The organism is Enterobacter sp. ku-bf2, from assembly GCF_001742765.1.
GTDB classification, from domain to species: domain Bacteria; phylum Pseudomonadota; class Gammaproteobacteria; order Enterobacterales; family Enterobacteriaceae; genus Enterobacter; species Enterobacter quasiroggenkampii.
Map to the genome: position 1 here is coordinate 225,313 of NZ_MDVW01000001.1, position 15,462 is coordinate 240,774.

The window sequence follows — 15,462 nt, forward strand, 5'->3', positions numbered from 1 at the left end:
CATTATGACTCCTTCACGTTTTACGCTATGCGCCCTGGCAGGCGCCGTCTCGCTCGCACTGCATGTTCCGGCATTCGCCGAAGAATCCACTATCGTCGTCACCGGCGCAGAGCAGGGCAGCGCGCTGCCGGCCTGGACGAACAGCGCCACGAAATCGGCCGTTGCTGAAAGTAAAACGCCGCAGGTCATCACGACCGTTTCTGCACCGGAAATTGACAAGCGCCATGCGAATTCCGTGAATGAAATCCTGCGCTATGCACCAGGGGTCTCAACCGAGGTGCGGGGAAATACCTCCTACATGAGCGAATATAAAATTCGTGGCTTTACCGTCGACCAGGAGTTCTACAACGGGCTGCAGCTGCCCTATAACGTCACCGGCAATACCAAAGCCCGCATCGATCCGCTGTTGATTGACAGCGTTGATATCCTGAAAGGCCCCTCATCGGTTCTCTACGGCGGCGGCTCGCCGGGCGGGCTGGTGAATATCCAGAGTAAAAAGCCGCAGCGAGAAGCGCGAACCGAACTCGGATTTAACACCGGCAACCGCAACCTGAAAGAGGGCTATCTCGACTCAACCGGGCAGATCGCCGATAGCGACTGGAACTACCGTCTGCTGGGGAAAGCGACGGAAAATGACGATCAGCCGCACACCACCCGGTATGAAAACTACCTAGTTGCCCCGTCCGTCACCTGGCAACCCGACAGCAAAACCCGCCTGACTCTGGATGCGCTGGCGCAGAACTCCCCAAGCCTGACGCCGTCGAACCCGCTGCCGCTCGCCTACCTGCGCTCGAAATACGCGGGCAAGCGCGACTACGCCGGTGATGAGTGGAACGGATTTAAGCAGCGCCAGTGGATGCTGGGCTACAGCTTTGAACATGCGTTCGACAGCGGCTGGGGCTTTAACCAGAAGGCGCGCTATTTCGACGTCGATACGCATCAGCGCAGCGTCTATGCGACGGGCACGGGAAGCGAGGTCTATCAGCTCAACCGCTTTGCCTACACCACCGATGAAGATCTGCAGAGCTTCAACATCGATAACCAGGTGACGAAAACCGTGGCGCTGGGCGACTGGCAACACCATCTGCTGGCCGGGTTTGACTACCAGAAGCTGAACTCCCATTTCCACTACCGTTACGCGTCGGCCACGCCGGGCATGGATATGCGTCATCCTGACTATTCGCAGATCGGCGAAAGCGCGCTGGGCCTGTATACCGCCCAGAAAAACCGTCTGAGTTATCAGCAGAACGGCTACTACCTGCAGGATCAGGTGGAGTGGGGGAGCTTAAATCTGCTGGGCAGCCTGCGCTACGACGATTATCGTTCCGTGACCACCAATTATCTGCAAAACGGTGATAAGGACTGGGTCTCTCAGGATCGCGTCACCAAACGCCTGGGCGCGCTTTACGCTTTTGATAATGGTCTGTCACCGTTTATCAGCTATTCCGAAGGCTTTGCACCGGTGTCGCCGAAGGGAACGCTCGCGGCGAAAGATGTCAAACCGACCACCAGCAAGCAGGTGGAGGGCGGCGTGAAATATCTGCTGGCCGACTACGCCACTACCTTTACCGCCTCGGTGTTCAACATCCGTCAGAAAAATGTCGTCACCTCCGATCCGGGCTTCCTGAACTATCGTCAGACCGGGGAGGTGGAATCCAAAGGGGCTGAGCTGTCTGCCATCAGCCGCCCGACGGACAACCTGACGCTGATTGCGAACTATGCTTACACCCACGCGATCAATACGGAAGATGATAAGTACAAAGGGAAACGTCCAACGCAGGTGCCGGAGAATGCCTTCAATCTCTGGGGGGATTACACCTTTGAGAACACGCCGCTGAAAGGGCTGATGCTGGGGGCGGGGGCGCGCTATACCGGCCCGATGGAAATCTCACCGGCTAACGATGCGGGTAAGCTGGGCGGTACCACCCAGTACGATCTGGCGGCTTCATATCGGATGGGCGAAATCCTGCCTTCGCTGGCAGGGCTGACGCTTAAGGCCAGTGCGCAGAACATCACCAACAAAGAGACGCTGACCTGCTACGACGCGACCAACTGCTGGATTGGGCGGGACAGAACGTATCAGCTTGGGGCGAGTTACAGTTTCTAAGCAAAGCCCTGTGAGTTTAAAAAGTAGGCCGGGTAAGGCGTAGCCGCCACCCGGCAATACTCACTTACTGCGCCGTCGCCTTCACCGGCGCCACCTCATCATTCGCGGCAGGCCGATTCTCCGGCACGCTGTCGCACGGTTTCTCTTTCGGGCAGACCCGATCCAGCATCTTCAGCGTCACGCCGTTGCTCCAGCCGAAGCCGTCCTGCAGCGGATACTCGCCGCCGCCGCCGCCCGTACCGGTCGTCGACACGTCGTATTTCTCGACCAGTTTCTTTTCCCGGTCATAGGTATGCTGAACGTTTTTCAGGAAGCGCCAGGTCACATCCATCGAGACCTTCTCTTGCCCGTAATTCTGCAACCCTTCCGCCGCCACCCATTGCAGCGGGGCCCAGCCGTTTGGCGCATCCCACTGCTGACCGCTGTTGACGGTGGTGGTCGCTATTCCGCCCGGCTGTAGCAGACGTGAGGAGGTTGCCGCGGCGACTTTATCGGCACGATCCTGCGCCGCCGCCTTCACGTAAAGCGGGAACAGGGCCGCAGCCGTGAGCTGATTGCGTACCTTCTTACTCTTCAGATCGTAATCGGCGTACCAGCCCTCTTTATCATTCCACAGGTGGCTCTCGATGGCTTTCTGGCGCGCGGTGGCCAGCGCCTCATACTTGTTTGCGCTGGCGGCATCGCCGCTTTCCTGGCTTGCCCGGGCCAGCAGTTTTTCCATCTTGAACATCAGAGCATTCAGGTCCACGGGCACAATGCTGGTGGTCCGGATGGTGCCGAGTTTTTGCGGATCGTCCATCCAGCGGGAGCTAAAGTCCCATCCCGAGGCCGCGGCGGAACGCAAATCACGGTAGATCTCGGTTGCCGGTCGGTTAGGGTTACTTTTCGCGGTATTCACATCGTCAAGCCAGGACTCCGGGCGCGGGGTGTCGCGATCGTCCCAGTAGCGGTTGAGGATCGCGCCGTCATCCAGTTTCACCACGCGTTTGTTGGCCTGGCCCGGCTGCAGGGCATCGACGCCGCCCATCCAGTAGGCATACTCTTTCTCCATCTGCGGGCGATATTTCTTCAGCGCGTCGCTGTCATGGGTCGCCAGCAGTTCAACCATCAGTGAGAAAAACGGCGGCTGGGAGCGGCTCAGGTAATAGCTGCGGTTGCCGTTGGGAATGTGGCCGAAGGTGTCGATCTCATACGCAAAGTTATCCACCATGTCGCTGATTTTGTCCCAATGATCGCTCTCAGCCAGGCCCAGCATGGTGAAATAGCTGTCCCAGTAGTAGACCTCGCGGAAACGACCGCCGGGCACAACGTAAGGCTTCGGTAACGGCAGAAGGGAATCCCATTTGTTGCTGGCTTTATCGGTGGTGCGCGTCAGTACGGGCCAGAGATCGTCAATGTGCTCACGTAACGATTGCCCCGCCGGTGGAACATACTTTTCTCCCTCTTCTGGGAGGGTGAAATTCATCTCGACAAAATGGCGCAGGTCAAAGCTGGACTGCGCGTGCTGCATCCTGTAATCCGCCAGAATCATCAGCGGGTCACTTTTGGGGACTGCATCCGCAAAGGTTTTTTGATCGGGAAACAGTTTAGCGCTTTGCACATCATTGAAGAGGGGCCCCAGTAAAATATCGGGCGGGGTTGTCTGAGTCGCAGGCTGTTCGTTGGCATAGCCAAACGTTGCGACACCGAGCAGCGCGCCTCCCAGCGCGAGATGTAAACAAGCGGGGCGCAATGTACGAGGTTTTATCATCTTTTCGTCTCCTGTCTTTACCGGGCAGCGTGACCGCTGTTGTCAATCACCTGAAAACCTTAGACGAATATTGCCCGCTTCGCGTGTTGAATATCCCATTTTGCGCAGAACCAGACAAATTACCGCGTTCTCAGGCAGGCTGCAGGACGTTTGATAATTTGTTGTGGGAATGAAACCGGTCTAATTATTATCTTAAATAATTATATTTGTATTTTATATAATTAACGTCGGGAAAGTCGATGAAATAATAATGTGAGGCGGGTTGTGTTTCTCTCGTTAATAATAAAGGAATTATTCTGTCCGGTTCACACAAGTTAAAATTCGTAATTCAGTTATCAAAAAACATAATAGCGTTCCTGCCTGTATTTGTACGAAATGGCGAAACTCAATTATTGGGTATTTCCTTTTTAATCAGGACGGAATCTATGAAATTAAAGAAAATGGTCATATTGACAGGTGCGCTCTATTCCGGGGCGCTTTTAGCCGCCCAGTCCTCAGCAAGCGTGGAGGAAAAGCTGGCGCAGCTGGAAGCGCAAATCGAAGTGCTTAAGCAGCAACAGGCGACGGTACAGCAGGCAGCGACGGTCACCGTGCAGTCAGAGGAGCCGGTCAACAACGAGGCGCCGCCGAAACTGACGCTGTCAGGTTTTGGCGATATTAAATTTTATGGTGACGTTGAGCTTAATATGGATGCTGCCAGTAAAACGGGTAGCCTGACGTCTGTTAAGCAAAGCGCTAATAACGACTGGGCACCCGGGGACAAAGAACGCTGGGATATTAATGGCCGTATTCTGCTGGATTTTGATGGTTATCGTAAAATGAATAACGGAAATTATGCCGGATTCTCCGTTCAGCCGCTCGGCGATCTTGCTGGGCAAATGTATCTGGATGACGCCGTATTTTTCTTCGGCTCTGAAAAAGACTGGGAAATTAAGGTTGGCCGCTTCGAAGCGTATGATATGTTTCCGCTCAATCAGGATACCTTTGTGGAATACTCGGGCAATACGGCAGACGACCTTTACAGCGACGGCTACGGCTATATCTATATGCTGAAAGAGGGACGTGGCCGAACCGACAGCGGCGGTAACTTCCTGGTGAGCAAGACGCTGGACAACTGGTATTTCGAACTGAATACCCTGTTTAAGGACGGCAGCGATCTGTACGTCGACCAGCGTTATCACGGCGCGGAGCTTGAGAACGATAAAAACGTCGCCTACGTGCGCCCGGTTGTCTCATGGCAGAGCGGACCGTTTTCAACCGCGTTCGCTATGGAGACCAACCTGGTAAACAACGCTTACGGCTATCGTGACGATGCCGGGCGCTGGGTCGATCAGTCAGACCGGACCGGCTACGGGTTTACTATGACCTGGGACGGACTTAAAACCGATCCGGAGAACGGGGTGGTCATGAACTTCAACACGGCTTACCTGGACGCGACGGGCGAAACCGACTTTACCTCAGGCATCAATGCCCTTTGGCGTAATTTTGAGCTGGGCTATATCTATGCTCATAACGAAATCGACGAGTTTAATACCTCAACCTTTGACGCCGAGTGTGAAAACGACTGCTGGATCAGCGACCCGGGCGAGTACGACATTCATACCATCCATACGTCGTACCTCATTCCGAACGTCATGAAGATGAAAAACTTCAACATCTATCTGGGCGCGTATGCGTCCTGGGTCAACGCCTCTCCAAAAGAGGGTGACAATAAAAACGACGATCGCTACGGCGGACGCGTACGCTTTAAATACTATTTCTGATGCCGTACGCCAGTCAGGCTTCTTCCGGAGTCTGGCTGGCTTCCCGCAGCGTGCCCGGCGCATGGCCAATGATGCGCTTAAATGCCCGGCTAAAAGCCGCCAGCGATCCGTAACCCAGCCGCAGCGCGACGGTTTCGATCGGCTGGTTTTCATGACGAATATACTGAATGGCCAGCCGCATTCTCAGCTCGCTGAGATATTTTGCCGGTGTCGTTCCCGTCGCCGCGAGAAACCGTTCCGCGAAAACGGATCGGGAAGTCCCGGCTTCTTTTGCCAGATCGGCGACGCTCCAGTTCAGGCCAGGCTGTTGGTGCATAGCGTAAATGGCCCGGCTCAGGCGCGGGTCGCGCAGCACCTGCACCCAGCCAGTGGCTTTGCCGCAGCCGCCTTCAACCCAGCCCCGCACAATTAACGCCGCCACCACATCGGCCAGCCGCGCAAGGATCCCGGCATAACCAGCCTGACGCGCCGCGGATTCCCGCTCCATTGCCGCCAGCAGCGGATGAATTTCCGGCCAGGTGGACATCAGCCGACTGACCATCATCACTTCCGGCATCGCCTTGATCAGCGGCTGCATCCCGCCCAGCTCAAAATCCATGCACCCGCTAAAAATAAGGGTGTTCTCGCTCTCCGGGCAGGGCTCGCAGGTAATGGCGCAGACCGAGCTGCAGATAGGCTCGCTCGGGAAGGCGTTGACCGGGGTAAGGGTGGCCTGCTCGTCAGAGAGCAAAGCGTGGGAATTCCCGCCGGGAATAAAGAGGGCGTCGCCACCGCTCAGTTCGAACGTTGCGCCGCTCTCCATGCGCAGCAGGGCGCTACCGTGGCTCACAAAATGGAACTGTGCCCGGCCGGGAGCCTGATGAAACGCGACGCCAAAGGGCGCACTGGCTTCAATCCGCCGGTATTTCACGCCTGACAGGCGCATGCCCCGTAAAAGTTCGCTGATCAAATCGGGTGACTGTACGGTCATGGCGCAACTCCGGACGAATAATCAATAAGTGGAGATTATATGTCATAGATCGTCCAGGGTGAACCTTCTATTCTTTTGCGACAGTAGTCACATTTTTATAACGGGAGATCAACAGATGAGTTCATGTGTCGCGGCAAGCGAGGCGGTAGCGCCTGCAAAACCCGCCTGGCGGGCCGTCTATTCACTGGGGCTGGGGGTATTTGGTTTGATTACGGCAGAATTTCTGCCCGCCAGCTTGTTAACACCCATGGCCGCGAGCCTGGGCGTGACCGAGGGGATGGCCGGACAGGCTGTCACCGCCACCGCGCTGGTGGCGCTGGTCACCGGGTTGTTGATCACCCCGGCAACCAGGCGTATCGACCGCCGCTGGGTACTGATGTTTTTCTCGGTGCTGCAAATTATCTCCAGCCTGCTGGTGGCCTTTGCGCCCAACCTGCACGTCCTGCTCATGGGGCGTCTGCTGCTGGGGATAGCCATCGGGGGATTCTGGGCCATGTCGACGGCGACAACGATGCGTCTGGTTCCGGCGGATAAAGTGCCGAAAGCGCTGGCGGTAATCTTCTCCAGCGTATCAATTGCCACGGTGGTCGCGGCCCCGCTGGGCAGCTATCTGGGCAGCCTGATCGGCTGGCGCAACGTCTTTGTACTCTGCATTCTGCCGAGCATGCTGGCGCTGCTGTGGCAGCTCTGGGTGCTGCCGTCCATGAAGCCGGAGAGCAGCGGTAGCCTGAGTACGCTGTTCCGCGTGCTGCGCCGTCCGGGGATGATCGGCGGCATGCTGGCAACCATCCTGATCTTCAGCGGCCATTTCGCTTTCTTTACCTACCTGCGTCCGTTCCTGGAGACGGTGGGCCAGGCGAGCGTGGAGACCATTTCACTGATCCTGCTGGGCTTTGGTATCGCCAACTTTGTGGGCACCTCCGTGGCCGGGCATCTGCTGGCACGTAATCTGCGCCTGACGCTGGCGCTGGTGCCGTTTGCGATGGGCGTTCTAGCGCTCATGATGGTCGCCTTTGGTCATCTGGCCATGCTGGACGGGCTGCTGGTTGCGCTGTGGGGCTTTGCATTTGGCCTGGTTCCGGTGGGCTGGTCCACCTGGCTTGCGACCACCGTTCCGGATGAAGCCGAAAGTGCAGGGGGGCTGCTGGTGGCCTCAATCCAGCTGGCGATAAGCGCCGGTGCGGCCGGAGGTGGGGCAGTGTTTGATCTTAACGGTGCCAGCGGCGTGTTCGCGGGCAGCGGTTTCCTGCTGGTGACGGCGATGGTGATTGTGTTCATGGGTGTGAAAGTGAAAGCGGAGTGATTTTTTAGCCGGGTGAGCGTTCGCGCCACCCAGCCTCAGGCTTACAGCCCTTTCTTATCCATCAGCACCGCCAGATCCACCAGGCGGTTAGAGAAGCCCCATTCGTTGTCATACCACGCCAGGATCTTCACCATGTTTCCGCCAATGACCAGCGTGGAAAGCCCGTCGATAATTGACGAACGCGGGTCGCCCTGGTAATCGCTGGAGACCAGCGGTTCATCGCTATAACCCAGGATATCTTTCAGGGGGCCGCTGGCGGCCGCGTTGCGGAACGCGTCATTCACTTCTTCGGCGGTCACGTTGCGGCTCAGCGTCACGGTTAAATCGACAATCGATACCACCGGCACCGGCACGCGCAGGGAGTACCCGGTCAGCTTGCCGTCCAGGGAGGGGATCACTTTCCCCAGCGCTTTCGCCGCGCCGCTGGAGTAGGGCACAATCGACAGCGCCGCCGCGCGTGCGCCGCGCAGATCTTTTTCCGGCTGATCGTGCAGCGCTTGGCTGTTGGTGTAGGCGTGCGTCGTGTTCATCAGGCCATGCTCAATCCCGAACTGCTGGTGCAGCACCTGAGCGGCCGGTGCCAGACCGTTCGTGGTGCAACTCCCGTTGCTCACCACCGCGTGCCGGTCGGGATCGTACTGATCATGGTTGACGCCCATCACAATCGTCAGGTCGTCGTTTTTCGCGGGAGCGGAAATGATGACGCGCTTAGCGCCGCCGTGGGTGATATGCACCGCCGCTTTCTCCCGTTCAGTGAAGAAGCCGGTGGCCTCAATCACCACGTCTACCCCGGCATCACGCCACGGGATATTCGCCGGATCGCGTTCGCTAAATACGGCGATCCGCTGGCCGTCTACCTGCAGCGCGCCGTCAGCCGCTTCAACGGGCGCGGGCAGCTTGCCCAGAAGGGAATCATGTTTCAGCAGATGGGCGAGGGTTTTACTGTCTGTCAGATCGTTGATGGCCACAATCTGAAGCGCCGGGTTGCCCAGCGCCGCGCGCAGGACATTACGTCCGATACGGCCGAAACCGTTAATACCGACCTTAACCATGGTGCACTCCTTATCTCTGTTGTCTGGAGTCACTGTAGGCGTCGGGTCGCTTGGCGTAAACGACAAAAAAGGATCAGATTACGCCATCTTGCGGCAGTGAAAGCGCTGGCGGTATTCGCCGGGCGTGAGGTGAAGCTGTTTCTCAAAGATGCGGCGCAAGTTAATGCTGGTACCAAAGCCGCTTTGCTCAGCAACGCGCTCAAGGGGATCGCGGGTCTGTTCAAGCAGCTGGCGGGCGGCGGCCAGACGCGCCTCGGTCACGTAGCGGGCAGGCGAGATCCCGGCCTCGCGGGTAAACACGCGGGTGAAGTTACGCGGGCTCATCGCCGCTTTCTCGGCCAGGTTCTCCACGCACAGATTGGCGGTGAGGTTCTGCAGGATCCAGCTTTGCACCTCGCCAATTGGCCCTGCAGTGCCGGGCTGCTGCAGGCTGTAGCGGCTGAACTGCAGCTGTCCGCCGGGACGTCGCAGATACATCACCATATCCTGCGCCACGTCGCGGGCGAGGGTAAATCCGTAGTCGTCCTCCACCAGCGCCAGGGTCAGGTCGAACCCGGAACTCACGCCGCCGGAGGTCCAGATGGGGCCGTCCTGAATGTAGAGTGGGCCGCCTTCAACCTGGATTGACGGGTACTGGGCTTGCATGGTCTCCAGCAGCCGCCAGTGGGTGGTGGCGCGACGACCGTCCAGCAAGCCGGTCTGGGCCAGCAGCATCGCGCCGCCGCAGATAGAGGCGATCCGCCTGGCGTGCGGCGCAGCGAGGTGCAGCCAGTCGACTACGGCTATGCTCTCCTGCTCGTTCATACCGCGTCCGGTGATGATAATGGTGTCCAGCGGTTCGCGCGGATCCAGCTCCGGAAGCCGATAGTCCGCCAGCAGGTTCAGACCGGACTGGCCGTGGATTACCTGGTGAGGCTGCGTGGTGGCGATGATAATCCGGTAGCGGGGCTGCGCAAGCCCTTCCGGATGCAGCCGGTTGGCCTGCATCAGAATGTCGGCGATACCGGCGGCTTCAAACAGCATGCCGCCGTCGGGAACGATAATCAGGATCTTCTTCATGTCCTGAAAAGTACCTTTAATACAGAATAAGTCAAGCGACGCGTGCGCTCTGTGTTTCTGGCAAAGCAAAGCGATTTAAGTTCTTTGTTATTTCAGGCGTAATCCCCGATCTTCAGGGCTCTGTCTCTGGAGAAACGGCGTCTGAAGGAATGGGTAAACGAAGCTCCCTCTATTTACATCCACAACAACGCAATCAAATCCACCGCCTCGCGTCGGGTTTCTTGTGGCGAAGCGAACTGCCCACCTGGCTGGTAATGTTCACGATTTATACGGGCTGGTTTGCCACGCTGGCGTTCTGGCAAACGCTCGGCCTGCTGCCCGCCACGCTGCTGCTCATCGGGTTTACCGCCTGGTATATGTCCCTGCAGCATGAGCTGATCCACGGGCATCCCACCCGTTTTGCCTGGCTTAACCAGCTGTTCGGCACGCTCCCGCTGGCGGTCTGGTACCCGTACGGCCTGTACCGGGATTCCCATCTGGCCCACCATCGGTACGATAGCCTGACCCATCCGGTGGATGACCCGGAGTCGTACTATTTTACCGAGGCGAGCTGGGCGCGCTTTTCCCCCTGGCAGAAGCGCCTGATCCGGGCCCGAAATACCTTTGCCGGGCGGCTTCTGCTGGCGCCGCTGCTGGATATCGTCCAGACGCTGGGCAGCGCCGTGGCGGCGTTTCGTCATCTTCACCTGCGGGCGATGACGATGTGGCTGGTTCACATCACGCTGCTGGCGGCACTCTTCGCCTGGATGACGCACGTCGGTTTTTCACCCGTCTGGTTTGTGCTGGCGGTCAGTTATCCGGCGCTGGCGCTGACCAAGGTACGATCGTTTTTCGAACATCGTGCGGCGGACGATCCGCTGGCGCGCTCCGTCATTAACGAGGCCGGGCTGTTCTGGCGGATACTGTTTTTGAATCTCAACTATCATTCAGTACATCATGATCTACCGGGCGTGCCGTGGTACGGACTGAAGGCGATCTACCAGCAAAACCGGGAGGCGTACCGGGAGCGAAACCGCGGTTTTCTGGTCAGGGGCTACGGTGAATGGCTGCGCCGGTTCTGGCTCAGTCCCGTCGACGTCACCGTACACCCCGGAAAGCAACAGGGAGAAGGGTATGAGTAACCTGCTGGCGTTTCCCATGTATGCGGTGGATCGCGCCGACACGCGTGCGCTCTGGCTGGCGGTAAAGGGGCTGCTGGCCGCACGCGGTGTGCCCGTCGATGATGTCCCCGACGGGCCGGAGTCCGATCTGCTCACGCACTGGCAACAGCCCTGGCTTATCCTCAGCCAGACCTGCGGTTACCCGCTGGTCACGCAGCTTCCGGACGTGCAGGTTGTCGGCTGTTTTCACTACGCGGCCCCGGGCTGCGAAGGGATCCAGTACCGCAGCTTTCTGGTGGTGCGCGAGGAGGATCGGCATCTCACGCTGGCGGATTTTCGCGGCCGACGGGCGGTCTGTAACTCTGCGGACTCGCAGTCCGGCTACAATGCGCTGCGAAAAAAAGTAGCGCCTCTGGCGGCGGACGGTCCGTTTTTCGCGCAAACGTCCTTTAGCGGCAGCCATCGCCAGTCGCTGAAGGATGTCAAACGCGGAGCAGGGGATATCGCGGCCATCGACTGTGTCACCTGGGCACTGCTGCAGCGTCACGAACCGGAAAGTCTGACGGGGCTGGCGGTCATTGACCGTACCCCGCTGACGCCAGGGCTGCCGCTCATTACCTCGCCCCACACTTCGCCTGACACCCTGAACGCCCTTCGCGATGCGCTCCACGCGCTGGTGAGTTTGCCGGAACACCGGGCCGTTTGCGACGCGGTACTGATTGAGGGGTTTAGCGCCGTGACGCGTCAGGCCTACGCCTCATTGCTGGCGTAATAAATCTCCTGCGCGTCGGTAAAGCAGCGCAGCGCCAGCGAGGAGACCGGTTTTTGCCTGCGCATAATCAGGCCGACAGGGGCCTCAATGTTCGCATCGGCGATGGGGACAATCCTGAAATGGCTGTTCAGATCTTCCAGTCCGTTGTTCAGCGGCATCACGGCGCAGCATACGCCGCTTTGCACCGCCTGAATGATCTGGAACGTGGAGTCGCTCTCGAAAACGGACCTCGGTTCAATGCCAGCAGACTGAAAGCTGGCCTCCATATGCGCCCGGTAATGCATCCCTTTGGTCAGAAACCCCAGCGGAAAATCCGTCAGGTCGCGCCAGGTCAATTTCTCCTGGCCGAGCTGGAAATGGCGGACGTCGTGCAGCAGGCCCATCTTCGTTTTGGGAAGCTGGATAATATCGAACTGGCTGGTGTCGATGCTGTTGAGATAGCAAATCCCCAGCTCAAGCTGATTGCGGCTGACGCCGTCGGCAATCTGCGCGGAGGACATGGAATAGAGGCTATAGGTCAGCTCCGGGTATTTTTGCGTCAGCAGGCGAATAAAGATCATCGGATCCACACTCGCCAGCGGCACCATCCCCAGACGGAGTTCCCCCACCACCTGGCCTTTGCACAGTGCGGCTTCCGCCTGTAGCCCGTCGTGCGCGGCCAGCAGCGCGCGGGCCCATGCGAGGATGCGTTCACCCTCCGGCGTAAACCCTTCAAAGCGCTGCCCGCGCACAATCAGCACCAGCCCCAGTTCCTCTTCCAGGCTGCGGATGCGCATGGAGAGGGTCGGCTGGGTGATGTTGCACTGCGAGGCCGCCTTGCCAAAATGGCGGGTCTCGTCGAGCGCGATTAAATATTTTAACTGTTTAATATCCATCTTTTTCTTTGCGCGAACAGCCTTACAGCATGCGGATCTCTTTTGAGCGCAGGGTGATGCGAACCGGAACGGATTTATACGACGGCGTACCGCTGTCCTTATCCAGATAATCAAGCGGGACCAGCACGTTGGCCTCCGGATAATAGGCCCCGACGGTCCCCGGCGCGATGTTGTACGCCACCACGGTAATGTCTTCCAGACGCTGTCCGTTGCCGGGCAGGGCGGTTTCGATATCCACGCGGTCGCCGTGTTCCAGCCCTGACTGCGCCATATCGTCTTCGTTCATAAACAGCACGTCGCGACGGCCAAACACGCCACGGTAGCGGTCATCCAGCGCGTAAATGGTGGTGTTGTACTGGTCGTGGCTGCGCAGCGTGATCAAGCGCAGAACGTGCTCACCTTCACCGCTGGCGTTCTCGTGTACGCCGTCGAAGACCGAGAACATCGCTTTTCCCGTCGCCGTTGGCCAGAGACGTTGCGTTGGCGGCAGCGGCATACGGAAGCCGCCGGGAACGCGGATCCGCGCGTTGTAGTTCTCAAAGCCCGGAATGGTCTGCTCGATCAGATCGCGGATGCGGTCGTAATCCTCAACCAGCGTCATCCAGTCTACGCGGGTATCCGGCAGGGTGGCTTTCGCCATGCCCGCGACGATAGCGGGTTCTGACCGAAGCAACGGCGAGGCGGGTTTTAGCTTGCCGGATGAGGCATGGACCATCGACATCGAGTCTTCGACGGTAATGGACTGGCGGCCGGTGGCCTGAATATCCAGCTCGGTACGGCCAAGACACGGGAAAATAAAGGTCTCTTTGCCCACCAGCAAATGGGTACGGTTCAGCTTGGTCCCGACGTGAACGCTCAAATCGAGGGAGCCCATGGCCGGAAAGCCGCGTTCATGATCGGGCATCGCCACCGCAAAATTACCGCCGAGGCAAATGAGCGCTTTTGCGCGGCCGTCGATCATCGCCTGCGTGGCCTGCACCGCGTCATGGCCGTGGTGAGACGGTGGCTCAAAGCCGAATACATCCTTCAGACTGTTCAGGAAGGCTGGCGTGGGTTTCTCGCTAATCCCGACGGTACGGTTCCCCTGCACGTTTGAGTGACCGCGCAGCGGGCATATTCCCGCGCCGGGTTTACCGATATTCCCGCGCATCAGCAGCACGTCAGCGATCAGGCGGACGTTGGCCGTCCCTTTATTGTGCTGGGTAATGCCCATCCCGTAGGTAATGATGGTGGCATTCGATTTCGCATAGGCCTCAGCCACCTGTTTGAGCGCCGCCTGGCTCAGACCCGACTCGCGCTCAATGTCGTCCCAGCGGGTTTGTGCGATATCGTCGGCAAAGTCCTCAAAGCCCTGGGTGTGTTCGGCAATAAACGCGCGATCGAGCACGTCCCCGCGTTCGGCCTCCATTTCCAGCAGGTGTTTGGCAATCCCTTTCAGCGCGGCGGCATCGCCTCCGGCCTTCACCTGGAAATAGGTCGAGGCGATATCCGTGGAGCTGTAGGTCGCCATTTCAATCACGCTCTGCGGATCCGCAAAACGTTCCAGGGCGCGCTCGCGCAGCGGGTTAAAGACGATAATCGGCACGTTGCGGCGGGCCAGCTCGTGGAGGGTCCCCATCATGCGCGGATGGTTAGTGCCGGGGTTATGGCCGATAGAGATCACCAGTTCAGTCTTATCAAAGTCATCCAGCGAGACGGTCCCTTTCCCAATCCCGATCGAACGGGGCAAACCGACGCTGGTGGCCTCGTGACACATATTCGAGCAGTCGGGGAAGTTGTTGGTGCCGTATTCGCGAGCAAACAGCTGGAACAGATAAGCCGCTTCGTTAGAGGCGCGTCCGGAGGTATAGAACTCGACCTGGTCCGGCTCGAGCCCGCGCAATACTTCGCCGATGCGTTGAAACGCCGCGTCCCAGTCGACGGGGCGGAAGGTGTCACTCGCCCGATCATAGCGCAGGGGGTGCGTGAGTCGACCGTAGCCTTCCAGCTCAAAGTCCGATTTTGCCAGCAGCGAGGAGACGCTGTTTTCGGCCAGAAACGCGGGGGTGACGCGTTTGCTGGTCGCTTCCCAGGTCACCGCTTTGGCGCCGTTTTCGCAGAACTGGAACGTCGATTTGTGTTCTTTATCAGGCCACGCGCAGCCCGGGCAGTCGAAGCCGTCAGGTTGGTTGGTGCGCAGCAGCGTCGCGGGGGCGTCAAGGGTATCCATTTGGGTGCGTACCGCAATGGCCGTTGCTTTCAATGCGCCCCAGCCGCCAGCAGGGCCGTCATAGTGTCTGATGCCTGGCACCGAGCGTCTTTTCTTGTTCATACCCACTCCTGATTTGTTCGATCACACAACGCCTGAGCTCAAAAAATCACTGACGAGAGCAATAGGTGAAAGCAATGACGACCGAATGGCAACGCACATACGGAACGGAAAAGTGCCTTAACGCAAACTCTTTTTATTACAGCAATTTATCTGGTCTGGTGTTTAAATATTTAAAGAAATTATAACGAATTTTTATCATTTTAATAATAAATCTTATCTATCGTCCGGTAGGCGAGATAGATGGCGGTGAGCAGGAAAATATGTAGCGCCAGTAAAACTTCGAATGAAGCTGATGCGCTGGGGATATCGCCACGATTCGCGGCTGGTGGGCTGCTGGAGGCATTATTCAATTGAGAGAATGGCAGGAAGGTTTACTCACGCTTAATGAATAATAGATATA

At 58.1% G+C, this 15,462-nt stretch carries 11 protein-coding genes; 5 read left to right on the forward strand and 6 right to left on the reverse strand.

Annotated elements, in window-relative coordinates:
* The first annotated feature begins 4 nt into the window (after positions 1-4).
* Positions 5-2,107 carry a TonB-dependent siderophore receptor gene (locus BFG58_RS01100; RefSeq protein WP_069719008.1) on the forward strand — a complete coding sequence of 701 codons (2,103 nt, stop codon included), beginning with the start codon at positions 5-7 and terminating at the stop codon, positions 2,105-2,107.
* A 64-nt stretch (positions 2,108-2,171) separates the two neighbouring features.
* Here the strand turns inward: BFG58_RS01100 and BFG58_RS01105 are convergent, their stop codons facing one another.
* A complete protein-coding gene (locus BFG58_RS01105) occupies positions 2,172-3,857 on the reverse strand; it encodes an alpha,alpha-trehalase (RefSeq protein ID WP_069719009.1) in 1,686 nt (561 codons plus the stop codon).
* 425 nt (positions 3,858-4,282) lie between these two features.
* Between BFG58_RS01105 and BFG58_RS01110 the strand changes: the two genes are divergently transcribed.
* Complete coding sequence (locus BFG58_RS01110) at positions 4,283-5,620, forward strand: carbohydrate porin (RefSeq protein WP_069719010.1); 1,338 nt, start codon at positions 4,283-4,285, stop codon at positions 5,618-5,620.
* Between the two features lie 13 nt (positions 5,621-5,633).
* Here the strand turns inward: BFG58_RS01110 and BFG58_RS01115 are convergent, their stop codons facing one another.
* Positions 5,634-6,590, reverse strand: coding sequence for an AraC family transcriptional regulator (locus BFG58_RS01115; RefSeq protein ID WP_048029460.1), 957 nt, complete (start codon positions 6,588-6,590; stop codon positions 5,634-5,636).
* 115 nt (positions 6,591-6,705) lie between these two features.
* Here BFG58_RS01115 and BFG58_RS01120 point away from each other — a divergent pair, with 115 nt between their 5' ends.
* The gene (locus tag BFG58_RS01120; protein ID WP_069719011.1) at positions 6,706-7,893 is read left to right on the forward strand and encodes an MFS transporter; all 1,188 of its coding nucleotides are present in this window, start codon (positions 6,706-6,708) and stop codon (positions 7,891-7,893) included.
* Positions 7,894-7,934: 41 nt separating this feature from the next.
* Here BFG58_RS01120 and gap read toward each other — a convergent pair whose 3' ends face one another.
* Positions 7,935-8,945, reverse strand: a complete 1,011-nt coding sequence (gap, locus tag BFG58_RS01125) for a type I glyceraldehyde-3-phosphate dehydrogenase (protein WP_048223692.1) — start codon at positions 8,943-8,945, stop codon at positions 7,935-7,937.
* A 78-nt stretch (positions 8,946-9,023) separates the two neighbouring features.
* Positions 9,024-10,004: a GlxA family transcriptional regulator gene (locus BFG58_RS01130; RefSeq protein WP_069719012.1), complete on the reverse strand. Its 981-nt coding sequence runs from the start codon at positions 10,002-10,004 to the stop codon at positions 9,024-9,026.
* Positions 10,005-10,153: 149 nt separating this feature from the next.
* Here BFG58_RS01130 and BFG58_RS01135 point away from each other — a divergent pair, with 149 nt between their 5' ends.
* Positions 10,154-11,125: a fatty acid desaturase gene (locus BFG58_RS01135; protein WP_069719013.1), complete on the forward strand. Its 972-nt coding sequence runs from the start codon at positions 10,154-10,156 to the stop codon at positions 11,123-11,125.
* On the forward strand, positions 11,118-11,876 hold the full coding sequence (locus tag BFG58_RS01140) for a phosphate/phosphite/phosphonate ABC transporter substrate-binding protein (protein ID WP_069719014.1): 759 nt from the start codon (positions 11,118-11,120) through the stop codon (positions 11,874-11,876). The genes BFG58_RS01135 and BFG58_RS01140 overlap by 8 nt, the downstream gene beginning before the upstream one ends.
* Here the strand turns inward: BFG58_RS01140 and BFG58_RS01145 are convergent.
* Positions 11,855-12,751 carry a LysR family transcriptional regulator gene (locus BFG58_RS01145; protein ID WP_048223686.1) on the reverse strand — a complete coding sequence of 299 codons (897 nt, stop codon included), beginning with the start codon at positions 12,749-12,751 and terminating at the stop codon, positions 11,855-11,857. The two genes, BFG58_RS01140 and BFG58_RS01145, sit on opposite strands and share 22 nt — an antisense overlap.
* A 22-nt stretch (positions 12,752-12,773) precedes the next feature.
* Positions 12,774-15,062, reverse strand: a complete 2,289-nt coding sequence (locus BFG58_RS01150; RefSeq protein ID WP_069719015.1) for an FdhF/YdeP family oxidoreductase — start codon at positions 15,060-15,062, stop codon at positions 12,774-12,776.
* Positions 15,063-15,462: the final 400 nt, after the last annotated feature.